Here is a 22,415-nt window from a genome sequence, read left to right as displayed (position 1 = left end):
ACGCTCCGTGAAATCGAAACTAAAATACGTAATGCGCGCCAGTATACGCAGGCTACCCGACTAGTTCATCCTCGAACCTTATGGGTGCCTGCGAGTCCAACCGGCACCTTGTTGATGATGGCGTGATGATGCTGCGAGTTCTAGCCTTGAGCCTTACCCTGTTTACCGGCTTTGCACAGGCCACTGTGCTGCAACGCCCGATCACATTGGACACGGGCAGCGGCGAGCTTTTCGGCTCGCTGTTGCTGCCCAAGTCCGACACGCCTGTGCCGGTTGTCCTTATCATTTCCGGCTCCGGCCCTACGGATCGTGACGGAAACAACCCCGACGGCGGACGCAACGACAGCCTCAAACGGCTGGCCTGGGTGCTGGCCAAACACAACATCGCCAGCGTGCGCTACGACAAGCGCGGCGTGGCGGCGAGCCTGGCTGCGACTCCAGACGAACGTAATCTCTCGGTGGAAGCCTATGTGGCCGACGCCGAAGCCTGGGGCCAGAAGCTCAAAGCCGATCCGCGCTTTGGCAAACTGATTTTGCTGGGCCACAGTGAAGGTGCTTTGATCGCCAGCCTGGCGGCGCCAAACGTCGATGCCGCGGCGGTAATTTCCATGTCCGGCAGCGCCCGGCCGATCGATCAGGTACTGCGCCAGCAGCTGAGCAATCGCCTGCCACCGCCGTTGATGCTGCGCAGCAATGAACTGCTCGACAGCCTCAAGGCCGGCCATACCGACGACAACGTGCCCCCGCAATTGCAGGTGATTTTCCGCCCCAGCGTGCAGCCGTATCTGATTTCGCTGTTCCGCCAAGACCCGGCGGCGGCCTTCGCCAAATTGAAAATGCCGGCGCTGATCATCCAGGGCAGCAACGACATTCAGGTCGGCGTGGGTGACGCCAAGGCACTCAAGGCCGCCAAACCGGACGCCGAACTGGCGCTGATCGAAGGCATGAACCACGTGATGCGCATCGTGCCCAACGACGTGAAGCGGCAATTGGCCTCCTATAAAGATCCGCAATTACCGCTGGCCGCCGAACTCGGCGCGCGAATCCTCGGGTTTATTGACGGACTTCGCACCCGTTAAGCGCTGTTTTAAGCGCTGTTGACCCTCCAGTCCTGAAAAAAACGGCCGATAAGCCTTTGTCGCCAGCGCACTGGCTGGCGGCAAGCAGGGCTTGGACAGGATCTCGCCGTTATGACTGATACCCAGACTTCACCCGACACCACCGCTGAAAAAGACACACCGCCAGCGGTCGAGCTGCCGTGGGCGGACGTCCACGTCGAGCACCACAAAATGCTCCGCCTGGCGCCGCTGCAAACCGACCGCAACACTGGCGGACGGCCGTTGCGCTTTGTCGAATTCGGTTACGCCGAACGCAATAGCAAGGAACACAGCCTGATGCGCATGGCCATCAAGCTGCCGGGCCAGCGGGTGCGCAAAGAACAGAACCATCTGGACGTGTGGGTCGATCACACGACCAAACGCGTGCATTTCGAGCCGGAAAGCGGCTTGCAGATCGAGCCGCTGAACCGCGGCATCGGGCGCTATTTGGCAGCTCAGGGCATTACGTGGGCGAAGAAGAGATGGCCCGCCTACACCGTCGATGGCACTGATCTGAACAACAAGGATGCGCTGAACGAAGACACTCGCCTGCGCCGCGATCACTTTCTGCGGGTGCACGGTTTTGACGTGGTCTACGCCGACGCCCAGCATTTGAAGGGCAGCGTTAAAGAGGTGTCGGTCGGTGATTTGCTCGGCGACTGGAACAGCGAGAGGTTGCAGCAGGTGGAAATCCTCGAAGCCGCGCAAATGCTCCAGCAAGCCGAGCAGAATCTGGCGGAACAGGAAGTCAAACTGAAGAAGCACGAAGAAAAGGTCAGCAAGTACAAACGCGAAGACGCCGGGCTGCGTTTTACCATTACCTGTCTGGTGGCGTTTGCGGTGTTTCAGGCGGGGTTGCTGATCTGGATTGCTACGCACCGCTGAAGACTTGAGACCGCGGCGCGGCCATTCGCGGGCAAGCCACGCTCCCACAGATTTAGTGTGTACCCATCATTTGGACACGACACAAAACCTGTGGGAGCGTGGCTTGCCCGCGAAGGCTTTCTCAGGTCAGACGCGAGAAGCGAACAACGCCTGATGATCGCGGCACTGCTCCGCTGTCAGCATGAACACCCCATGCCCACCGCGCTCGAACTCCAGCCAGGCGAAGTCGACTTGCGGGTATAGCGCCTCGACGTGAACCTGACTGTTACCCACCTCAACGATCAGCAATCCCTTCTCGGTCAGATGATCCGCCGCTTCGGCGAGCATGCGGCGCACCAGGTTCAAACCGTCGTCGCCACAGGCCAGGCCCAGCTCCGGTTCGTGCTGATACTCATCCGGCATGTCGGCGAAATCTTCCGCATCGACGTAAGGCGGGTTCGACACGATCAGGTCGAAACGTTGACCCGGCAAACCATCGAAACCATCGCCCTGAACGGTGAACACCCGCTCATCGACACCGTGGCGCTCGATGTTCTGGTTCGCCACTTCCAGCGCCTCGAACGACAGATCGGCCAGTACCACTTCGGCGTTCTGGAACTCGTAGGCACAGGCGATGCCGATGCAACCGGAACCGGTGCACAGGTCGAGAATGCGCGCAGGTTCGGCACCCAACCACGGTTCGAAACGCTTTTCGATCAGCTCGCCAATTGGCGAACGCGGGATCAGTACGCGTTCGTCGACAATGAACGACATACCGCAAAACCAGGCTTCGCCCAGCAGGTAAGCGGTCGGAATGCGCTCTTCGATGCGGCGCTTGAGCAAGCGTTGCAGATTGACCAGTTCGTCTTCTTCCAGACGGCAGTCCAGATAGCTGTCGGCAATTTCCCACGGCAGGTGCAGCGCCCCCAACACCAGTTGACGGGCTTCATCCCAGGCGTTGTCGGTCCCATGGCCGAAAAACAGATCCTCCCCATGGAAGCGGCTGACGGCCCAACGGATATGGTCACGCAGGGTACGAAGTCGGGAAGTGATCACGGGGCAAACTCCAGAAAAAACGACTGACGATTCTAACAGCCAAAAGACGCCACGACGACGCAGGAAAAACACCGGATCAGATGTAGGACTCTTCTATTTTTTCAGCAAGCTATTGAACAGAACGAGTATCTTGACAAGGCTGCGACCCAACAACGGCGGTGCCTACGATGGTAGCGATTCACAGAAGCGCTCAGCCAGAGGACAATGTCGCAAAAGCCCCACCCGAAGGAGCCCCAGAATGTCCGTTCCAAAAACGATGTTTCAACTCAGCGGCCGTGGTTATGCAGCGGCCAATCTGGGTCATGCGACCCTTGTCATCATCGATGCCCAGAAAGAATACCTCAGCGGCCCCTTGGCACTGAGCGGCATGGATGCTGCCGTCGCGAACATCAAGCAACTGGTGGCCGCTGCCCGTGCAGCCGGTCGGCCGATCGTGCACGTACGCCACCTCGGCACTGTCGGTGGGCTGTTCGACCCGCAAGGCGAGCGCGGCGAGTTCATCCCGGGCCTGGAGCCACAGGGCGACGAAACCATCATCGGCAAATTGCTGCCGAGTGCGTTTCATGGCACTGAACTGCTGGAGCGCCTGCAGAACCTCGGCTCGCTGGACCTTATCGTCTGCGGCTTCATGAGCCATTCCAGCGTCAGCACTACCGTGCGCGCCGCGAAGAACCTGGGCTTTCGTTGCACATTGGTTGAAGACGCCTGCGCGACTCGCGACCTGCCCTACAAGGGTGGCGTCCTGAGCGCCGAGCACGTTCAGCACACCGAGATGGCGATCATGGCGGACAATTTCGCCACCCTCGCCCAGACCCGCGAACTGATCTGATCAACCCTTCGATGAGCGGTCCATGCCGCCGCTCATCCGCAAAAGCCTCTCATTTGCTGTAATTGCCCTAGCCTCAGGAACATCCCGGTCAACTCCCGGTCGAAGGGCCGATACCCATTGAGGAAGGTCGGAATGAAGTTATCCGATGGTTTTGATGCACGCCGCTTGCGGCCCAAAGGGCAAAGCACCTGGCGTTTTCGCTTCGGCGCAGCGTTCGCTGCCTTGCTGGCGACGTGTGGTGTGTTGCTGGCGATGGCCGGCGCAGCCAGCTTGCTGGGCCGCCCACCGGCGCTGGGCGAGTTGAATGCCAGCCCGTTGGGCTCGGCGATCATTCTGGCCGTGGGCCTGTTCGTGCTGTACATCGGCGTGTGGCTATGGCGCCGCTGCCGTCGCCGCTCGCGCCAGTCGCAAGAGCTGAATATGGCACCGCACCTGATGAAAAAACACGACTAAGCCCAACGCCAGACGTTTTGTCCCGCCCGATTCGCCCCGACTTGGGTAAACTGGCCGCCCTTCGCGGAGGCTGACATGCAAGACGACGATTTTTCCCTGTTCAAAAGCGCGATCCAAGGCGTCAAGCCGATCAAGCACGATCGCGCCGAAACCGGCAAACCCAAGGCCGATCGCGCGCAAATCGCCAAGCTGCGCCAAGCCGCCACCGTGCGCACCGATGCCACCACCGTTGACGGGCTGTCCGATCAGTTCGTCATCGATGTCGGCCCCGAAGATGAGCTGATGTGGGCCCGCGACGGCGTCCAGGAAAGCCAGATGCGCAAGCTCAAGATCGGACAGATTCCGTTCGAAGGCAGCCTCGATCTGCATGGCATGAACGTGGAAAAGGCCCGTGAAACCTTGTGGGCCTTTTTGGCCGAAGCGACAAAATTCGAAATTCGCTGCGTACGTGTCACCCACGGCAAAGCGGTGCGCCTGGACGGCAAGCGGCCGATGATCAAGAGCCACGTCAACACCTGGCTACGTCAGCATCCACAGGTGCTCGGCTTCACTTCGTGCCAGCCGAAACACGGCGGCGCCGGAGCGGTTTATGTAATGCTCAAACGCACCATGATGGAAGGTCGCGACGAGTGATGCTGTCGCTTCACGCTTGCAGCGCCGTGTCCGTCACCGTACCCTTGCCCTTTGCGTAAAATCCCACAGGTAGTTTCATGTCCCTGGAACAGAATTACACCGACATGTCACGGGGTGTTCTCTAGGTTGTCAGGGTCAATGAAATCAGGGACTTAGCGCCTAGACCAACCCAGAATTTCCTGCCAAAACACAGGCATTGGTACGGAAATTGGTACGGGATTCCCTCCTCTCGCAACAGATAAATGCCCCCCCGCTCCGCCTTTAACGGTGCGGGGCTTTTCCACAACTAGAGTTGATGCTCTGAACGCTGGCTGACAGACATCTATCGGCCAAAAGCGGTCAGTCGTGGCCGTCAGCTTTTGGCCAATTGCATACCTAAATGTAGATGGGATACCGAGGATCATTCACCTCCCTCATAAGGCCAACGCTGACCCAAAGTAGGCGAAAATAAAAGGGTTTCTCACACCCATCTAATCTAGACATGAAGGTTCGAAGCTATTATCTTTCCAGACAAAGTAAAAATCATTATTTAAGACTTAGGTCGGCGAGCAAACAAGAAATGGATATCGACATCCTTGTAACAAGTGATCGAATTAATAACGACCCTCTCGCCAGAGACTTCATTTCATATGTCAAAGGTGCCCATCAAGAACTTGGACTTGAGGAGGCAGTGCTTTATTACGACTTTCCTAGCTACTCTGACTACGAAACTGTCACGCATAAGCCTGACGCATTATTACTAAGCCGATCGCATGGGATTATTGCACTTCGTTTTGTTAGCGCGTCGCAGGCGGAAAGGCTACCAACTCCAAAAATTGGTGAGATCGGTGAGTCTCTTAACCAATTTTGCAGCATCTTGATTGGCCGACTCTTAAAAAGCAAAACGCTACGACGAACACGCTCCTCGCTTGACGTAGAGATTACACCGGTGATCTTCTGCGACTCAGAAATAGCTGACCGAATCTTTGAGGGTGGAGAGTGCGATGTAATAAACTCTAATACAGCTCTACGCACCCTTCTCGAAAACCTTCAAAGCGAAGATTTACTCAGTCCTGAGCAAATGCATGAGGCTCGATCCGTCATTGAGGGTGCAAAAGCACTTACGCGTAGCGGAAATCGAGTTATTGAAAATCCTGAGCAACACAAGGAAGCCTTTGCTCTATCCAATTTGGAAGCTGAAATCGCCAACTTCGACCAAAAGCAAAGGAGAGCGGCTCTCGTTACAATTAATGGACCTCAACGAATTCGAGGTCTAGCAGGCTCAGGAAAGACTGTAATATTGGCCATGAAAGCTGCGCATCTGCACATGACCAAGCCCAATGAAACTATTCTCGTTACATTCTTTACAAAAAGTTTGCGCTCGCCCATTCAAAACATGATTACAAAGTTTTTTAGGCATTACACTGAAGTTGATCCTGACTGGACTAAAATTAACATTCTTCATGGCTGGGGTGGTTCAAACGCGAACGGTGCATATTCAGACGCTAGCCGTCGCGCAGGAAGAATCCCAATGAGCTATAGCGCGGCGAGGAGTGCTGCTCCTGCAGGAGTGGATCCGTTCCAATATGCCTGTGCTGATCTGGTTGCCACTGGATCCGTACAAACATATTACGATCACGTGCTAATTGATGAAGGCCAGGATTTTCCTGCTGCATTTTACCAACTTTGCTTCCTGCTGACTAAAGGTACCCGAGACAAAAAAAGCATAGTTTGGGCATATGATGAACTGCAGAACATTCTAAATGTAAAAATGCCGTCTGCAGAAGAACTTTTTGGTTTTGACGAAAATCATGAGCCGTGTATTTCTCTTGATAGAGCTGCTGCGGGCCTACCTCCGGGAGCCGTCAATGACACAGTGCTTAGTAAATGCTACAGAAATCAAAGAGAGGTTTTAACCACCGCGCACGCAATGGGCTTTGGCATTTATTCCGACATAGTCCAACTTCTTGAAAGTCCTGATCATTGGCGCGACGTTGGGTATATCGTACAAGCTGACACTTTTGAAACAGGCAAGCAGGTTGAAATTTTGAGACCTGAAGGAAATAGTCCAGTATCCCTGCAGGGAGAAGGCTTGCCTGACTTGATTAAATATCACTCAGCCAATGATTTTGACGAAGAAATAGATTGGGTTGTTAAGGACGCATGTTCTTTTCTACAAGGTGGTCTATCACCAGAGGACATCATTGTCATTGCCTTGGATGACAGAAACGCTCGTAATTACTTTAAGCGATTGTCCGCGAGCTTTTCAATGGCTGGGATCGCAACAAACAACATCCATGCTGACCCTTATTCAGAACCGCCCTTCTCTATTTCTGACAAGATCACTCTTTCAACAGTGTACCGGGCAAAGGGTAATGAAGCGGCGGTTGTTTACGTAGTCGGGGTTGATGCTATATGGCTTCGTCAGAGGAGTGAGCGTAATAAATTGTTCGTTGCTTTCACCCGAACCAAAGCCTGGCTTCGCGTTTCTGGGTGTAAAGGATCGACAATTGCCATCGGTAATGAAATCGATTCGGCAGCGGCTGACTTCCCTTATCTGCGCTTTAAGATGCCAGATCTTTCTCAGATGAACCTGATTCAACGCGATATGAGTGAGAAGACACTCAGAGCTAAGAAACTCCGGCAAGAATTTATAGAACGTCTGCGTGACGAAGGGTTTACAGATAACGAAATCGATGACTTTTTGGTCGTGCAGGAAGTCAAAGATGAATAAGGAAGAGGTGAGGGCCGGCATTTCTCAAGTATGGCGAGTAGCGGAAAGTCTGGGTATTGCTGAGATATATTCAAACCCAATTCCATTACCAGTTAATGAGGAGTTTCGTGACTTAATATTGTCTGACTCTGCAAATTACATTGATGTTTACAACAAGGCGCTTGGATTATCGCACTACAATATTCTGCTGTCTGATTATTCATTCTTTCAGTTTAGCATTGAAGGCGATAGCAATGTGCGCTATGCATTTTACCCCAATCCTTATTCTTCTAATTCTAACGAATATGCTGATTGGTTTCGAACCCGTCACGAGATGGTGGAAGCCGGTTTATTGACACATGAAGAGTTTCTGTCTCTTTTGGCGGATAAGGTTGGCATCGGTTCCGTGCCTTTGCTTAGGTATGAAAATGCTCCGGCGCAGCGAACAAAACTTCACCACCCGTGCTCACATTTTCACATTGGATTCCATTCTGAGAATCGATGGGCGGTAAGGAGGGTACTCACACCAGCAGCATTTGCGTTACTGGTATTTAAGCAATACTACGGCTCCAACTGGCGTGCTGTGGGTGATGACGAACATGATGAAATAGAAAATTCCTTCGACAGAATTTTGGTATCTGAAAAAGCTCGCAGCTATCTCGTTTCCGACTTGTTGTTCGATCCCGTGGAGGAACGTGCGTTTTATTTTGGGTAATCGAGAAAGTCTCTCGAGAATCCAGACCTGGGCACATATTGATAGAGAGCGTGCCCACCGGAGGGCGGGACAATAAAATGCCGCTCAGGATGAATCGCCCCTGATTTCCTAGACGCATCCTAATGGCAGCTTCTGGCCGAAAGCTGACCTGTCCTGAGCGTCCGCTTATGGCCGATTCTGTTGAAAAAGTCGGTTCTTCCAGACTGCCCGCATACTGACCGCTGAAAACGCCTTTTTTCGCGCCGCTACGCGAAATCTGAGCCCGGAATCCTCTGCTCAATGTAAAGATTTCAATCTCAAACGCGTACTTTACTACCGTGGGAACCATGGCCGACTTTTTCAACAGAATCGGCCGATAGCTGCCTGTCGTGAAGGGCAGCAGTCGACCCCAAGCCCGCGCTCCATTGAAACTGCCGCTGCTACCATCGTTTCCTGAACTTCTAGCCCTAGGGACTTTCGAAACACACAATGAGATGTAAACGACGATTCACAATCTCACCCTAACCCGACTTCACTGACAGGGTCAGACACGCGCCGCGCCAGTGGCGAACAAGACCGCTGCCGAGGTCAAGCGTCCGCTATGCACGTTGTGGCTCTCCTATTGCTACAGACATTTCTGTTCAATGAGTGCTTGAGCTATTTTGTCCAACTCTTCATGGGCTGCAAGCTCGTCAGTCCAGCGCCCTGCCACCTCTTGGTAGTACTCGTCCGCTTTGGGACTATCATCCTCTGGCAGAATAGGGGCGAGAAACGCCACCTGCGGCAGACCATCCTTTTGCGGGCCGAACGTGATCCACACTTTTGGATCGCTCTCTGGGTAACCGTACGAATCCCAATAAGCCATATCAATTCTCCTCAATCTGGCGCCATACCGGGCTAATCACAAATACCCCACTTCAACGAATCACGCTAGCCGGCGGGGCTGACGCCTACCCGCCCAAGGTGAGCCGATCATTAATCCGAATGACCAAGGCGTCGAAGGTTGGTTTCACGGACTGGCCGCCGAAGCAGGAATCACAAGCGGCCGCCTAACCCACTCTCACCTGTTGCGCTGAAGGGAGGCCCGCTGCTAATAACAGTTATCGCTCACACCACGCCGTAGCCAGTCTAATCCCGCGCCTCATTGCTTCATCGAAGCTTTTCCAAGGCCAGCTTTCTTTGGCTAGCAGGATATCGTTATTACCGTCTCGGCCCCAGACACGAAGCCCCACCGGGGCGGGGTTATCCGGCTTTCCCCAGATGAAATCAATCTTCGCTCTTTTACCATTTGGGTGGACGTAATCCACAGGATAAGGCCGTTCTACCAATAAGCTCATTTCGACTTCCTTGTCATCCAGCACTCCACCGACATATCACGCAATAGCCCACAAACCACTTCACGCCAGCCGGCGAGGATCCCCTATGTCCGCACAATAGAAGTTACACCCAGTTCATCCATGGCCAGTCAAGCAGGGCCTGCCGTTCGAAAAGAACTGGTGGTTGATCTGTTCGCCAGTGGCGGTGGTGCCAGCACCGGCATTGCCGGCCCCCCACCTTGTTCACGTGCTTTCCACAATTAGTTGATGATTTGTAGTCTCGTCTCGCGTAATCGCAGGCACCTGGCCCGGCCGAGAGTGGATCATCAAATATTGCTGGGTGCGCTCGGTGTCAAAGACCTGATCTGCTGCCTCCATCTCGTCAATCAACTGCCGATCGACTGAGTAGTAGCCACAGTTCGGACATTTAAACTCATCAAAACTGCCAACTGGGTAAGCTTTCTCGGCGCTATCACCACATACGACGCAGACGGTGATGCTCATACGCACCTCCTTTCGAATCACCTATCAACTGTAGCTGATTCCGCCTCTATCAACCTTCCAACGTACGGGCAAAAAGCACCAATTTCCTTGGCCTAAAGCGGTCTGCTGGCATGCGAGAAGGGGTTCGAATCCCAAGACGAGCCGGGCAGAAGATTCGCTGCACGACATCTCTATGGTCGGGGGCGTTCGCCACACTTTGGTGGTGTATCCCACGAAAATCCGTCAATGACGTCATTTGAGAGGAAAGCCAGGGACGCCGCAGAAGAGTTGATACACGGAGCAGGGCATGTGATTGTTAAAGGCCGCACTGGGGGCGACTAATATTGGCATTTGAGCAGCCACCCGATTTTTCCATCCACCTCAAACCGAAGTCGGCCTACGCTGTCCTTTTCATACGGCGAAAACCCTGACGATTAAGGAATGGGCGGGTGAATGTAAATTGGAAGGGAATGCTGCCAATCGAAGGGACGGTCATCATCGTAGAGGATGACCCCACCCTTCGATCATTAATGACGGACATCTTGAGCGAGGTCGGAGCAAACACTCTTGCCTTTGTGACTGCAGACGATGCATTAACTCACCTTCTGGAAAACCACGGTCAATGCCCCCTTGTGATCGTGGATCAGAGCTTGCCGGGACAGGTCCAGGGGGCAGAGTTTATTGTAATGCTCCAAGGCAAATGGCCGTTGATCGCCTCGATACTCACTTCCGGATATCTGCTCGATCCTACCCAAGTGCCAGCTTCTACAATCTATTTGCAGAAACCATTTTCGCTGGACGACTTGGTAATCGCGGTGGCCACCCTCCTTCAACCTGGTCACCCCATTCACCAAATCTCGAGCCAGCGCACTGATTCATAGGGGCGACGAGGATTAAAAGCTCGTTTTGCATATCGGCAAGCCAGAGGTGCCCAATGAACGAAAACGGGCTGCTAAAAATCAGCTACCAGGAGGTCGGCTATCCGATGGAGCTGGTTATTGCCGCGCCGTTGAATACGAGAGCAGATGAGTACGCCGTACTGTTCAATATTCTTAGGCACTACGAGAATCGAAAGAACGTTCACATCGATTTGACGGTAACCGGGGCAGAGCATTTGCGTCCGCAGGTGGCTGCGTTAGGGATAACCGACGTTGCCTGGGCATTCGTGTAGGAAGCTACGGGACGAATGCCCCCTACCATCTGTCAAAAAGTGCTCTAAAGTCTATGATTCATCACACGTAAAGGAGTACGCGAAATGCCCTCACAAGGATCCCATCGGCCTAGAAAGAAAGACAGTGACATGAGTGAGAGAAATGGCACCCGTGCTGCCTCGCCCAGAGAAACTGATAGCTCCCTGGAGGACTATTATAAGTCGTGGTATCACTCGACCACTTGTGAATGTGGTTGCGGCGGAGCAGGTAAAAATTGGATTGCCCAACAACGGGAAAAAAATAAGGGATAACCCGTTTAGTAACCTCTTATCTCCGATGTAAAAACCCTTGACGAGCAGGACGCTATATCGCGATGAACGAGCACGCGATGCGAAATGCCCCCTCGTCAAACGGCTTTAAGCGACATCCTGCCGCTCGGCCTCAATTTGCCGCCATAATTCTTCCTCTATGAGCTCGGCATATTGTTCGGCCAGTGCCGCGCAGCCGTTGCGTCCGGCGTCACTGGCCGTGCCGTTTTCGTCATACACCTGACCTGACACAACACGAAACTCCAGTTCCCGATAGCCATAGGCGTCCCAATCGCTGGTGGTGGCCCACGGGTCGGGGGGCACATCCAACAACGAAGTGACCTCACACTGGAGGCAGTATTGGTCGATGTTCACGTCATAGGTCATATGCGCCTCTGATACCGCTGACGCATCACTGTTTGGAGGGTGGTGGTTAGGGTCGAATGGCCTACATCACACGAAAGCTACTTTCCTGGCCGCCATTTCGCTATGCAACTCGCCAATCAGATTGGCAATTGCTCGGCTGGAGCCCAGGTTCGCAGTCGATATGCCGGTGACCAGTAATTCGACGCGCCCGGTTTCGGGCTCGAACACCTTGATCTTGAGCGATCTATCAGGGTTCACGGTACAGCTACAGGAAAGAGGCAGAAAACCACCCTCAATGATATGGCGAAGCTCAAAAATGGAGATCATGGCTTTCGTCCCAAACTCATCGTTTTTTTGGATGCTCGCCTATTAATAATAGAAACCTAGGCTCCCCCTTGTCGCAGAAAACGACCAAGAGTCTCGCCTTCCCCACGGCGTCCTGTCGACCGTACGTACCCCAAAATCCTACAGCTCGTCGCTCTATTCTCGCGCGTCCTTTACACCTCAATTACTGTACATAAAACCAGTATCCGTACAGTGAATCTCCCTCAATGAATTTCGACCAGGCTAAAGCGCTGAGATTTCAGCAGTGGCGCTCGACCCTTGACGACCACGACTTTCGAATGCAAAACCCCGAGGCGCACCGCCAGCACCTTCACTCCATGGCATCCACTCTGGTGGCCGAGGGATTGATCGACACGCTCGAGCAATACGACATGAATGAAATGGCCAACGCCGCGTACTGGCATGCCGTGGAAGAACTGCAGAGTCATCCTGTTCGCTATTGCGGCGCATCGTCCTATGACCTCGTGGCCTGCGACGGCTCCCTGATCCTTGGGGAAATCCGGCAAACCATTTTCCACGCGAGAAGGGAGAACCAGGTCGAAGCTCGAACCACCTACGACGGCAAAGTCTATCGCGATGGCGCCGGAGCAAATCTGGTTTTCAACCCATCAGGCATCACTGCACGCATTGAAGGCCTTACGCTGACCCTGCGCGATGGTCGACAGTTTGATCTGATCGAGACCGGACGGATGATTCTTGGGGTGATTTACCAGCCGATCGACGATCCCGATATGTATCGCGCCCTGGTTGACGCGGCGCAGGTCGCGCTGGAAGGTCGCGACCTGCGCGCTTACGAAAAGATGCGGCCATTTATGGATCTGGCCAGCTTCAGCACCTGCCCCGCTTGCCTCGATCGCTTTGACCGAAGAGACGACTGCGCTGCCTGCGCCGGACAGGGCTTCGTCATCAAGCCGCCAGGTTCTGGTCTACGCTGAAAGCACAACCGTAGGGCTCCAACCATGTGCGGACGTCTTTCCCAATACCGAGGCATTCATGACTTTGTCGCGGCACTGAGCATGCCCAGCGCCTTGATTGACTATGCAAGCAACCAGCCTTTCGAGCGCTACAATGCCGCGCCATCCGCTCAACTCACCCTCTTTCACCAGGAAGGTCAGTATCTGCGGGCCGACATGGTGCGCTGGGGCTGGCGGCCACAGTGGAGCAAGGACCGTGCTGCCATCAAGGCCCGGGTAGAGAGAGTCGCCCGCAATCCATTCTTCAGATCGATCTGGCCGCACCGGGCGATCATCGCGATCGACAACTGGTTCGAATGGGTTGACGAGGGTGGGCCGAAGAAACAGCGCGCCGAGCAAATGATGCTGTTGCAGTGGGAACCGACCGAGGCTTTCGAGTGGTTCAAGGTCGACCGGGCAATCAGCAACGTTCGGAATCAGCAAAGCGGCCTGATCAATCCTATTAGCGACTCTGACGACCGTGACCGTCCTGCTGACTTTGTGCACTGATGGATAGCTGGGTTACTAAAACAGCCCGCCCAAGTCCGCCGGCTCCCAATTCATGATCACCAGCTCACCGCTCACCTCGGCCTTTCCCTGCCGTTGGTTGGTGTTGCAGTAACGGATGTCCAGTGTCTCGAAATGAAAGCCCTCGAACACGCGACGGATATCCGGGTGGTCGTTGATACTGACCATCACCTTGCCCTTGCAGCGGCGCATGAAGTCGGCCATCCGTTCGTAGTTCTCGAACGGAAAGCCCACGCCATAACCAGCGGTCTGCCAGTAAGGAGGATCCATGTAGTGGAAGGTGTGGGGACGGTCGTAGCGTTCGGCGCACTCCAGCCAAGGCAGGTTTTCGACGTAGGTGCCGGACAGGCGCTGCCACGCGGCCGACAGGTTTTCCTCGATCCGCAACAGGTTGATGGCCGGGCCGGTGGTGGCGGTACCGAAGGTCTGCCCGGTGACCTTGCCGGCGAAGGCATGGTGCTGCAGGTAGAAGAACCGGGCGGCGCGCTGGATGTCGGTGAGGGTTTCGGGGCGGGTCATCTTCTGCCACTCGAACACCTGCCGGGAGCTGAGCGCCCATTTGAATTGGCGCACGAACTCTTCAAGGTGGTTCTGCACGACGCGGTACAACGTTACCAGATCGCCGTTGATGTCATTGAGGACTTCCACGGGCGCTGCCTGGGGCCGCATAAAGTACAGCGCGGCACCGCCGGCAAAGACTTCGACGTAGCATTCGTGAGGCGGAAAAAGCGGAATGAGGCGGTCGGCCAGGCGGCGTTTGCCGCCCATCCAAGGGATGATGGGTGTAGACATTGAGAGCAAGACCTTTACTGTATGGATAAACAGGTGCTAGGCTCGCCGCGCTTTGTGCACGGAGCAAGAGCCTTGGCTGGACTTGCAGGGGCAATCTGCAGGGACGGCGGCCGGGTTGGATGTTGACGCATCCACCCCGGTCGCTCTTTTTCACTTCGGTGTTGAGACTTCTTTAGCGTAGGCCTGACAGGCCGCCAGGGCGATCAGTCCTTGGTCGCCGGCATCGGTGATGCCGATAATTCGTTGAGCATGCGCCGGGTCAAGTTGGGCTCTTGTGGCGCCATGAACCACGCCGCCGGTGGCGGTGGTGGCTGGCACCGAGGCGCTGCCGCCGGCAGCGGTGGTGTCGAGTAGGACTGACAGGCGCAGATCAGCAGTGGCAAGGCGGTCGCGCAGGCGACCTTGATCACGTTGGACATCGCTCAGGGCTCGGTAATGGGTTTGTTCACTGGCTGAAAGCCGCTGCTCCAGGGCCAGACGTTTGGCCTGCTCAGCTTGTTGCTGCGCTGCAGCGGCCAGTGTTTTTTGATTGAGACGCTCTGCCTGCAGGCGGGCTTGTTCCTCCAGCTGCCGGCCATAGCGCCAGTCCTGCACTTGCCAGGCAATTGCAGCGGAACCGCCAGACAAAGTGACCAGCAGCACACCCTTGGCCAGCAGCCGGTAGGGCGCCGGGATCAGTTCGCCGAGGCGCATAGCACCGCCCTCGCCCGCTCCCACAGCTGCCGGCGATCTGCCAAGCCATTCAGCCCGCCGTTGATCTTACGGGTAATCGCCTCGAACTCATCCCGATCCGCCAGGGCATTCAGTTCACGCACCCACCAGAACCACGCCGCCGACTCGGCGGCCCATTGCGGCAGCTCGAGCAACTCCGGGGTGCGCAGCAATCGTTCGTCGCCGAACAGCGCCAGGCTGCAGCGCAGGTAGTTGTTGCGGCCGGTGATTTGAATCAGCCCGCGACCGCGATAGCGCTGGCCGTCACCATCAGCCTCCGGCGTATTACCCAGCTTCGCCGCGAGACTGCCAGTGTCGTACTTGCTCAGGTACTGGTCGCCGCCCAGTTCGCGGACGTACTGCAATTGGCCGGACTCGTGACCGACTTGAGCCAGGAACGCGGCCTGCCGCTGGGGTGTGTTGATCTGCCGATGGGCCATGGCGGTGTTTAGGGCGGATACAAAAACGCCCGCTTGGCGGCGGGCGTTGGGCATGATGCGCTGTAGCTGTTGCTCTGTCAGTGACATAGCGGGTCTCCATGGGTTTGGGGGAATGCGGCGCTACTGCTTGAGCTGAACGACCTTCAGATCCTTCGCCGACTTTTTCTTTTTGCCTTTGGCTTTCGCCTTACCCTGCTTGCCGCCGTTGCACTCCACAGTCGTGCTCCAACCGGACTGGGTGTACACCTGCTCCACCGAGTCCACCAGGTAGTCGCCATCGAAACCGACCTTGAAGCCTTGGGCATCGATCGTTCGCTCGGCAAACAGGTCGGTGCGCCCGGGCATTTCCAGACGAACCTCGGCCGTCGACCGGTTGAAGGCCGCCAGTCGAGCCTTGGCCGCTTGTTCGGCCGCCGACTTGTTCGGGTAGATGTGACGGTCGGTATGCACCGGCGGCAAGCCGTCCGGTGAGTCGTCGTTGTCCAGGGTGACGACGGCGAGTTTTCCGTTTTTCTTGTCCTGGTGCTTGGTCGACACCGCCTTGTGGGTGTTGCGATCCCCCAAGCGGAACTTGAAGCGGCTGACGTCACGGCGATGAATCACCACCACGCCAAAGGCCTTGCCCGAGGCGCTTTGCCCGGCCTGCCGAGGCATCACCAGCAATTTGCCGTCGGCCACCTTGGCCGTGCAGTCGTACTGTTTGGCCAGGCGGGTGATGAAGTTGAAATCCGACTCGTTGAGCTGATCAGCGCGAGGCACTTTGGTCTGTACCGGGCACACCGGTTGCCAGCCATTACGCGCGGCAACATCGGCGACGATCCGCGACAGGGGCACGTCTTCCCAGCTGCCGCTGCGGGTGGTCTTGCCGCTGCCACGCATGTCGCTGGCCTTGCCGGTAATCATCAGGGTGTCCGGCGGTCCGTCGAAATCCACATCATCGACGACGTAGCGTCCGATGCGGGTCAATGTGGTCTCCGCATAGCCCAAGTAGATCTCGATGCCGGCCCCTCGCGGCGGCAGTGCCACGGCACCGTCGCGGTCATCGATGCGCAGTTCGAACTCGTCGGACTCCATGCCGGGCTTGTCAGTGGTTTTTAGTTGCAGCAGCCGATCATTGATCAGCGCCGTGATGTCGGCGCCGTCGGCCACGACGCGAAAGGCTGGGGTCATTGTTCTGTCCAAAAGAAAGCCCGCACACGGCGGGCAAAAAAAAAATTCTTCACCGATTACCGGAAAAAAGAGCCAAAAAAAAGCCCTAGCATTTGAGGCTAGGGCTTTCTTGCCCGGCATCGGGCTGTTTACTTCTGGTCGACTACATCACGCCGGCTGGAAAAAGCCGGTTCCAGTGCCGGAGAACTGCCCACTAATGTTCCCGGCATACTGCGCTGGATGGACCAGTGCGGCCAGCAGGCGCGGCCCTTCAAAAAGGTACAGAGTGAGCGAACCTGGACTAATCGACAATTGCAGCGTCAACGGGACGCCGATGAGGTTCTCAGCATCAGGCACGGTGCCCTGTAGATAGAGACTGGAAATATTGATATTGGTACCCGTACCTGTCGCCTGACCGACGAACCGCACTCGGGTTCCTTGCTGAGGAGCATTTGGTCCGATATCGGCGGGTGACGCACTAATCTGGATGGTTTCGGTCTGAGGATAGCAACCGCAACCGCAACCTTCGAACGAGAAGTAGCCGCAAATGTTCTGCTGGCATCCGCATCCACACAACGATTGCGGATGCACCTTCTGATCGAGGACCTCTTTTAGCGCCGGCTTCGCCCCAGCAACCTCTTGCTGGCGCTTGATTTGTGCGTCAAAGGCAGCTTGCGATTGCTTTTTGAGCGCATCGACTTGCTCAGGTTTTATATCTTGAAAAGACGTCATATCTAAAAATCCTTTTATTTTTTTCGAAAAGACCTGGAGACAGCCTCACTCGATCAGCGCACCTTCCAGGAGCACACCACGAACCCTTCGGCTCGCGGTCATCCCTTAAAACACAATCTGCAAGCGCTTGCAACTACTTTGATGGCGGCACACATGCCTTGGAAATGTCAGGCCCTATGTCGGGACAAGGCTCGCGGCCCGGTGTGTTCCTTGAAGATCAAGAACGGCTTTCCCGGCAATCCGTAAAGGAAAAGAAGCCCTAGCGTTTGAGGCTAGGGCTTTCTTGCCCGGCGTCGGGCTGATTACTCCTGATCGACTACAACCCCAGCTGGAATATGCCGGTCCCACTGCCGAAGAACTCCCCGCCAATGTTCGCGCCATATTGCGGGACCAGTGCGGCCAGCAGGCGCGGCCCTTCAAAAAGATAGAGGGTGAGCGAACCTGAATTAATCGACAATTGCAGCGTCAACGGGATGCCGATGAGGTTCTCAGTATCAGGCACGGTGCCCTGCAGGTAGACACCGGGGGAAATGTTAATGTTGGTGCCACTACCTGTCACCTGACCGACGAACTTCACTCCGACTCCTTGTGGTTCGATATTGCCGAGTGACGAACTAATCTGGATGGTTTCGGATTGAGGATAACAACCGCAACCGCAACCTTCGAAGGTGAACCAACCGCAAATGGTCTGCTGGCATCCGCATCCACACAACGATTGCGGGTGCACCTTCTGATCGAGGACCTCTTTTAGCGCCGGCTTTGCACTGACAACCTCTTGCTGGCGCTTGATTTGTGCGTCAAAGGCAGCCTGTGATTGCTTGTTGAGCGCATCGACCTGCTCAGGTTTTATGTCTTGAAGAGACGTCATATCTAAAATCCTTTTAGTTTTTGCGAAAAGACCTGGAGACAGCCTCACTCGAACAGCGCACCTTCCAGGAGCACACCACGAACCCTTCGGCTCGCGGCCTTCCCTTAATACACGATCTTCAAGCGCTTGCAACTACTTTTATGGCGGCATACATGCCTTGGCAAGCATGTCAGGCTCTATGTCGGTGCAAGGGTCGCGGCCCGGTGTGTGTTTGAAAGTCAAGAACGACTTTTCTGGCAATCCGTGAAGAGCCAAGAAATGTCATCAGGGCGATGCGTGAACATCAGCCCCACAACATCACCCCGTCATTGCTGGGTGCCGGCAGATCCGGCAGCTCGATGACGATGCCGGCACGGTACGGTTGCGGCTCGTCGGCCAGCCCCTGATTGGCATCCAACACCGCCTCGACGGTGCCGCTCAAATGCCCGTAAGCGTGATAACAAAGGGTGTCGAGCAAATCCCCGTCAGACGTTCTGCAGGTCGTCGCCATAGCGCACAAACTCCAAGGTGAACGCCTGCTTGCGCGGGATTCCACCCTGCAGCAGCGCGCTCTGTTCTTCTTCGACGTTCTTCAGGCACCAGGTGCCCAGCACGTCGCCATAACCGGTGGTCAGGGTCAGGGGTTTCAGTTGGGCACCGAGGCTGCGCAAAGTGTCCAGCTGCTTGATCCCGCCCTTGAAGCCGGGAAAGATCGCGCCCTTTAGGGTGATCTTTTCCTCGCCGATGCCCACCGCCTGCTGCGCCGGTCGCCGGGTCAGCCGCTCCTGCGAGGCCCAGCGAAATTCGGTGGAGCGCCGCAGTTCATCAAAGGCGGCGGTGTCCAAATTAAAGTAGTACGGCGGCGCTTTGGGATCCTGCGGCTGCACGATCAGCAGGTGCGGGAACGGCTTCACTGCCTCCGGCACCGGCGTGGCGTCACCGGCCAGTGATCCGGTGGGCACGATGTTGGCCAGCGATGGACTGACCTTGCCGGCGATTTTGTTGATCGCAGTAGACGCTCGGGCGGCCTGTTCCTTCAGTTGGCCCATGCGTTCATCGATCTGCGACACAGCACGGGTGGCTTTGTTGTAGGTGGCCACCACCTGCCCGACCTTGGCCTGGGCGGCGTTTACCCCGCGCATCACGCGCTGCAGCTTTTCCCCGACCGCCGGACCGACAATCGGGATACCCTCAAGCTCCGAGGCCGCGCCGCTGATCTCGCTGATCGCGCCGTTGACCGGCCCCATCATGCCGTCGAGGCTGCGCCGGCCGGTCTCCCCTGCTGCTGCCAGTTGCTTGAGCCCTGACTGCAGCTGTTCCATGTAGGCCATTGGCCCTCCTTACACATGCGGTTCGTCGTACAGCTTGCGGTTCTGCAGCTGCTGCGTGGCCTGCTGCATCTGTTGCTCGATGAAGGGTCGCAGCTCGCGTGCCATTTGCGCTGGATCCTTCACATCGCCCTGCACGGTGATGTGCAGCGGTGCCTGAATGTCGATCCGTTGTTCCACCTTCGGTGCTTCAGGCTTGGTCGCTGCCGGCACCGGGGTCAGCAGCGCCGGAACGCTTGGTGGTGCCGGAGCGGCCAAGGATCGCGTTACATCACCCAAGGCGGCGCCGTCGGCTTCGCGCTCCGGCAACAGGCTCTGCACCGCCGATGGTTTCGGCGAGCCGGATGCGGCAGGGCTGAGTAGCCCGACGGCGGTCGCAAACGACCGGGCGATGCTGCCCATCACCGGCGGAAGGTTCTGCCCGGCGTTGGCCATCATCAGCGGCCCGGCCGTCGGCAGGGTTTTCAGCGACTCGTCGGTGCCAAACAACGACTTGCCGAGAGAGCCGCCAAGGGCATCACCGCCCATGTAACCGAGATACCCGCCGATCAGTCCACCGACGATGTTGCCGATGATCGGCACCGCCGTGCCGATGGCGGCACCGGCGGCCGCTCCGGCCAATGTACCGGCGAGGCCACCCGCAGCCTGACCGTAACCTTCGGCTTTTTCGTCCTGAGTCTCGGCGTTTTCGTAAGTGTCATACGCCTTGTATCCCACCTGGGCGACCGCGAGTATCGCCGGGCCTTTCATGCCCTGGGCGATGGAGGCCCCACGACCAAGGCCACCACCACGGCCCCCTTTACCCGCCTTGCCCGATTTTTTGCCGTTGGCATCCAGGTCGCCGGCATCCATCCCGCCACCCGTAGCCGGCAGATTGGTGACGATCACCTTTTGCGGAATATTCGGGTTGCCCATCAGGGTGCCGCGCCCAAGGTTCATCAAGCCTTTGCCGACCTTGAAAGCGCTGACAGCGCCCTTCAGCGCAACCAGACCGACCACGGCCGTACCGATACCAACCACTACCCGTGGGAACTCGTCGGCGAATCCCGACAGCTTGCGACTGACGTTGTTGATGCCGTCGGCCACGGCGTCGGTGACCGGCCGCAACGCATCGCCGATGCTGCGCATAGCGTCGTCCATGCCCTGGGCCATCTCGGACCATTTTTGCGCGGACGTCTGCCGGCGCTCGGCGAGGTTCTTGTCGAGGATCCCGGTGGCGGCGGCCGAGTCCTTTTTCAATTGGTTGTACAGATCCTTGTTCTGCATGTACGCAGTCAGCGCCGCCTTGACCTGCATGTCGGCGAACAGGTCGCCGGTGCGCAGGGCTTCCTCCAGTGCGATGATCATGCCCTTGGCCTTTTCCGGATCGGTTTCCTTGCTGATCTTGGCCGTGGCTTCGGCCATCGCCTTGGCCTTTTTCGGGTCGGTGGCGGCGATGTATTTTTGCGCCAGGGCAAAGCTCGATTCCAAGGTCGACATACCGTTCTGCAGGCCGGAGGTCATCGACGCTTGATAGTCGATCCCGGCCTTCTTGTACGCGTCGACCGTGTCCCCCGAGCCGATCTTGCCCATCCAGTTTTTCAGGTTGTTGGCCGCTTCGTCAGCACCGCCGGCCGTCTTCATCTGCACCTGCAGCATCGCACCCAGCTGGGTCACGGCGTCCATGCCATAGATCTTCAGGCTGCCCATGTTGGCCAGCAGCTCGGGAAACCAGCGGGCCATATCGGCAGCCTCAAAGCTGCCCGCTTGTCCTTGATAAGCGATCGCCTCCAGCGCCTTCTGCATCATCGCCGGATCGGTGATTTTGGCGTTCTGACTCAAAGCGTTGATCAACTTGGCAGTGTCGGTGTCCCCAGCTCCCTGCCCTACGATGAATTTTGCCGCCGGAGCTGAATACTCCCGCGCCTTACTCAACTCCAGGCCAGAGCCAACCAAGGTGTTGATGGTCTCTGCCAATCGATTACGAGCAATACCGATATCTCTTGAAGTACCGATAATCGACTTGGACAGATCCGCCTCTTGAGAGGTATTGGCAATCCCTGCCTTGATTGCGATGTCACGAGTAATCGCGCCATAGTCCGCGCTGACCTTGGTCGGAATGGCCACCGCAGCCGTCAGCGCACCGGCTTGGCCGATGGTGCTTTTCAGGCCCGAACGCCCCTCCTCGATCTGCCGGTGACCGAGCGCTTTCAATTCAGCTCCGGCGGCCACGCGGCCCATCGTGGCGTAGGCCTTGCTCAGCCGACCGACCTCGACGCCCTGTTTTTTCAGCAGGTCGAGGTTCTTTTCATATTTGGCCAGCAGCTTGTCTGCGCCTTCAGCACCGGCCATGTGCGCCTTGCGCCATTCCTCGCGCAGACGCATGGTGTCGCCGATGGTGTTCTGCAACACACGGGCTTTGCTGCCCACCGAATCCAGATGTTTGATCTTGCTTTCGACGTCCTTGAACGCTTTACCCACCGTCGGATCGACAGCGCCGCCGATGACAAAGCCGAGCGCGAGGTTCTTCGCCATGTGAGTGCCTTATATTTCGGAGGGTTTAAGCGGTGGCTCAATCGGAGAGCCACCACACCAGCTCGTTGAAGGGCATGGCCGTGATCTCGGCAGCAGAAAACCCGGTTTCCCGAGCCATGCGTTTGGCCAGCGTC

26 protein-coding genes are annotated in these 22,415 nt (G+C 56.5%); 11 read left to right on the top strand and 15 right to left on the bottom strand.

Going from position 1 to position 22,415, the window contains the following annotated elements:
* The first annotated feature begins 80 nt into the window (after positions 1 to 80).
* Together PSH65_RS09730 and PSH65_RS09725 are read left to right on the top strand one after the other, a co-directional pair.
* Positions 81 to 1,079 (top strand): alpha/beta hydrolase, encoded by a 999-nt coding sequence (locus PSH65_RS09730; RefSeq protein ID WP_030131638.1) that lies wholly within the window; start codon positions 81 to 83, stop codon positions 1,077 to 1,079.
* Positions 1,080 to 1,190: 111 nt separating this feature from the next.
* Positions 1,191 to 1,982, top strand: a complete 792-nt coding sequence (locus tag PSH65_RS09725; protein WP_305426015.1) for a hypothetical protein — start codon at positions 1,191 to 1,193, stop codon at positions 1,980 to 1,982.
* A gap of 126 nt (positions 1,983 to 2,108) precedes the next feature.
* Here PSH65_RS09725 and prmB read toward each other — a convergent pair whose 3' ends face one another.
* Positions 2,109 to 3,017 (bottom strand): 50S ribosomal protein L3 N(5)-glutamine methyltransferase, encoded by a 909-nt coding sequence (gene prmB, locus PSH65_RS09720; protein WP_305426014.1) that lies wholly within the window; start codon positions 3,015 to 3,017, stop codon positions 2,109 to 2,111.
* 238 nt (positions 3,018 to 3,255) lie between these two features.
* Here prmB and PSH65_RS09715 point away from each other — a divergent pair, with 238 nt between their 5' ends.
* From PSH65_RS09715 to PSH65_RS09695, 5 genes are all read left to right on the top strand, one after another.
* Positions 3,256 to 3,846 carry a cysteine hydrolase family protein gene (locus tag PSH65_RS09715; RefSeq protein ID WP_008005646.1) on the top strand — a complete coding sequence of 197 codons (591 nt, stop codon included), beginning with the start codon at positions 3,256 to 3,258 and terminating at the stop codon, positions 3,844 to 3,846.
* A gap of 132 nt (positions 3,847 to 3,978) precedes the next feature.
* Entirely contained in the window at positions 3,979 to 4,299 is a 321-nt protein-coding gene (locus PSH65_RS09710) for a hypothetical protein (RefSeq protein ID WP_305426013.1), read from the top strand.
* A 75-nt stretch (positions 4,300 to 4,374) separates the two neighbouring features.
* Positions 4,375 to 4,932 (top strand): Smr/MutS family protein, encoded by a 558-nt coding sequence (locus PSH65_RS09705; RefSeq protein ID WP_008005647.1) that lies wholly within the window; start codon positions 4,375 to 4,377, stop codon positions 4,930 to 4,932.
* Positions 4,933 to 5,491: 559 nt separating this feature from the next.
* Positions 5,492 to 7,645: an ATP-binding domain-containing protein gene (locus PSH65_RS09700; RefSeq protein WP_305426011.1), complete on the top strand. Its 2,154-nt coding sequence runs from the start codon at positions 5,492 to 5,494 to the stop codon at positions 7,643 to 7,645.
* Positions 7,638 to 8,339 (top strand): DUF2290 domain-containing protein, encoded by a 702-nt coding sequence (locus PSH65_RS09695; RefSeq protein WP_305426010.1) that lies wholly within the window; start codon positions 7,638 to 7,640, stop codon positions 8,337 to 8,339. The genes PSH65_RS09700 and PSH65_RS09695 overlap by 8 nt, the downstream gene beginning before the upstream one ends.
* A gap of 604 nt (positions 8,340 to 8,943) precedes the next feature.
* Here PSH65_RS09695 and PSH65_RS09690 read toward each other — a convergent pair.
* The 3 genes from PSH65_RS09690 to PSH65_RS09680 all read right to left on the bottom strand — a co-directional run bounded on the left by PSH65_RS09690 (position 8,944) and on the right by PSH65_RS09680 (position 10,138).
* On the bottom strand, positions 8,944 to 9,183 hold the full coding sequence (locus PSH65_RS09690; RefSeq protein ID WP_305426009.1) for a hypothetical protein: 240 nt from the start codon (positions 9,181 to 9,183) through the stop codon (positions 8,944 to 8,946).
* Between the two features lie 235 nt (positions 9,184 to 9,418).
* Entirely contained in the window at positions 9,419 to 9,655 is a 237-nt protein-coding gene (locus PSH65_RS09685; protein WP_305426008.1) for a hypothetical protein, read from the bottom strand.
* A gap of 222 nt (positions 9,656 to 9,877) precedes the next feature.
* Positions 9,878 to 10,138 carry a hypothetical protein gene (locus PSH65_RS09680; RefSeq protein WP_305426007.1) on the bottom strand — a complete coding sequence of 87 codons (261 nt, stop codon included), beginning with the start codon at positions 10,136 to 10,138 and terminating at the stop codon, positions 9,878 to 9,880.
* Positions 10,139 to 10,566: 428 nt separating this feature from the next.
* Here PSH65_RS09680 and PSH65_RS09675 point away from each other — a divergent pair, with 428 nt between their 5' ends.
* Together PSH65_RS09675 and PSH65_RS09670 are read left to right on the top strand one after the other, a co-directional pair.
* The gene (locus PSH65_RS09675; RefSeq protein WP_305426006.1) at positions 10,567 to 10,998 is read left to right on the top strand and encodes a response regulator; all 432 of its coding nucleotides are present in this window, start codon (positions 10,567 to 10,569) and stop codon (positions 10,996 to 10,998) included.
* 53 nt (positions 10,999 to 11,051) lie between these two features.
* A complete protein-coding gene (locus PSH65_RS09670; protein ID WP_305426005.1) occupies positions 11,052 to 11,288 on the top strand; it encodes a hypothetical protein in 237 nt (78 codons plus the stop codon).
* A gap of 396 nt (positions 11,289 to 11,684) precedes the next feature.
* Here PSH65_RS09670 and PSH65_RS09665 read toward each other — a convergent pair whose 3' ends face one another.
* A complete protein-coding gene (locus PSH65_RS09665) occupies positions 11,685 to 11,963 on the bottom strand; it encodes a hypothetical protein (protein WP_305426004.1) in 279 nt (92 codons plus the stop codon).
* Between the two features lie 66 nt (positions 11,964 to 12,029).
* Positions 12,030 to 12,269 (bottom strand): DUF1652 domain-containing protein, encoded by a 240-nt coding sequence (locus PSH65_RS09660; RefSeq protein WP_305426003.1) that lies wholly within the window; start codon positions 12,267 to 12,269, stop codon positions 12,030 to 12,032.
* A 224-nt stretch (positions 12,270 to 12,493) separates the two neighbouring features.
* Here PSH65_RS09660 and PSH65_RS09655 point away from each other — a divergent pair, with 224 nt between their 5' ends.
* Together PSH65_RS09655 and PSH65_RS09650 are read left to right on the top strand one after the other, a co-directional pair.
* On the top strand, positions 12,494 to 13,222 hold the full coding sequence (locus PSH65_RS09655) for a hypothetical protein (protein WP_305426001.1): 729 nt from the start codon (positions 12,494 to 12,496) through the stop codon (positions 13,220 to 13,222).
* Positions 13,223 to 13,246: 24 nt separating this feature from the next.
* Positions 13,247 to 13,750: an SOS response-associated peptidase family protein gene (locus PSH65_RS09650; protein ID WP_305426000.1), complete on the top strand. Its 504-nt coding sequence runs from the start codon at positions 13,247 to 13,249 to the stop codon at positions 13,748 to 13,750.
* 15 nt (positions 13,751 to 13,765) lie between these two features.
* On the opposite strand, the gene PSH65_RS09645 is transcribed toward PSH65_RS09650, so the two are convergent.
* The 9 genes from PSH65_RS09645 to PSH65_RS09605 all read right to left on the bottom strand — a co-directional run bounded on the left by PSH65_RS09645 (position 13,766) and on the right by PSH65_RS09605 (position 22,281).
* Positions 13,766 to 14,560: a DNA adenine methylase gene (locus PSH65_RS09645; protein WP_305425999.1), complete on the bottom strand. Its 795-nt coding sequence runs from the start codon at positions 14,558 to 14,560 to the stop codon at positions 13,766 to 13,768.
* A gap of 150 nt (positions 14,561 to 14,710) precedes the next feature.
* Positions 14,711 to 15,253, bottom strand: a complete 543-nt coding sequence (locus PSH65_RS09640; RefSeq protein WP_305425997.1) for a lysis system i-spanin subunit Rz — start codon at positions 15,251 to 15,253, stop codon at positions 14,711 to 14,713.
* Positions 15,235 to 15,798, bottom strand: coding sequence for a glycoside hydrolase family 19 protein (locus PSH65_RS09635; RefSeq protein ID WP_305425996.1), 564 nt, complete (start codon positions 15,796 to 15,798; stop codon positions 15,235 to 15,237). Before PSH65_RS09635 ends, PSH65_RS09640 begins: the two co-directional genes overlap by 19 nt.
* Positions 15,799 to 15,831: 33 nt before the next feature.
* Positions 15,832 to 16,881, bottom strand: coding sequence for a phage late control D family protein (locus tag PSH65_RS09630; protein WP_305425995.1), 1,050 nt, complete (start codon positions 16,879 to 16,881; stop codon positions 15,832 to 15,834).
* A gap of 147 nt (positions 16,882 to 17,028) precedes the next feature.
* Positions 17,029 to 17,592: a hypothetical protein gene (locus tag PSH65_RS09625; RefSeq protein WP_305425994.1), complete on the bottom strand. Its 564-nt coding sequence runs from the start codon at positions 17,590 to 17,592 to the stop codon at positions 17,029 to 17,031.
* Positions 17,593 to 17,908: 316 nt separating this feature from the next.
* A complete protein-coding gene (locus PSH65_RS09620; RefSeq protein WP_305425993.1) occupies positions 17,909 to 18,460 on the bottom strand; it encodes a hypothetical protein in 552 nt (183 codons plus the stop codon).
* A gap of 283 nt (positions 18,461 to 18,743) precedes the next feature.
* Positions 18,744 to 18,950 (bottom strand): tail protein X, encoded by a 207-nt coding sequence (locus PSH65_RS09615; RefSeq protein ID WP_305425992.1) that lies wholly within the window; start codon positions 18,948 to 18,950, stop codon positions 18,744 to 18,746.
* A complete protein-coding gene (locus PSH65_RS09610) occupies positions 18,925 to 19,770 on the bottom strand; it encodes a phage tail protein (RefSeq protein ID WP_305425990.1) in 846 nt (281 codons plus the stop codon). The genes PSH65_RS09615 and PSH65_RS09610 overlap by 26 nt, the downstream gene beginning before the upstream one ends.
* A 9-nt stretch (positions 19,771 to 19,779) precedes the next feature.
* The gene (locus PSH65_RS09605) at positions 19,780 to 22,281 is read right to left on the bottom strand and encodes a phage tail tape measure protein (RefSeq protein ID WP_305425989.1); all 2,502 of its coding nucleotides are present in this window, start codon (positions 22,279 to 22,281) and stop codon (positions 19,780 to 19,782) included.
* Positions 22,282 to 22,415 lie beyond the last annotated feature (134 nt).

Origin of the sequence: Pseudomonas sp. FP603 (assembly GCF_030687415.1) — a bacterium.
In the GTDB taxonomy this organism is placed as follows: domain Bacteria; phylum Pseudomonadota; class Gammaproteobacteria; order Pseudomonadales; family Pseudomonadaceae; genus Aquipseudomonas; species Aquipseudomonas wuhanensis.
Note: the sequence above shows the minus strand (reverse complement) of the source record. Positions and strands in the feature narration are given on the sequence as shown.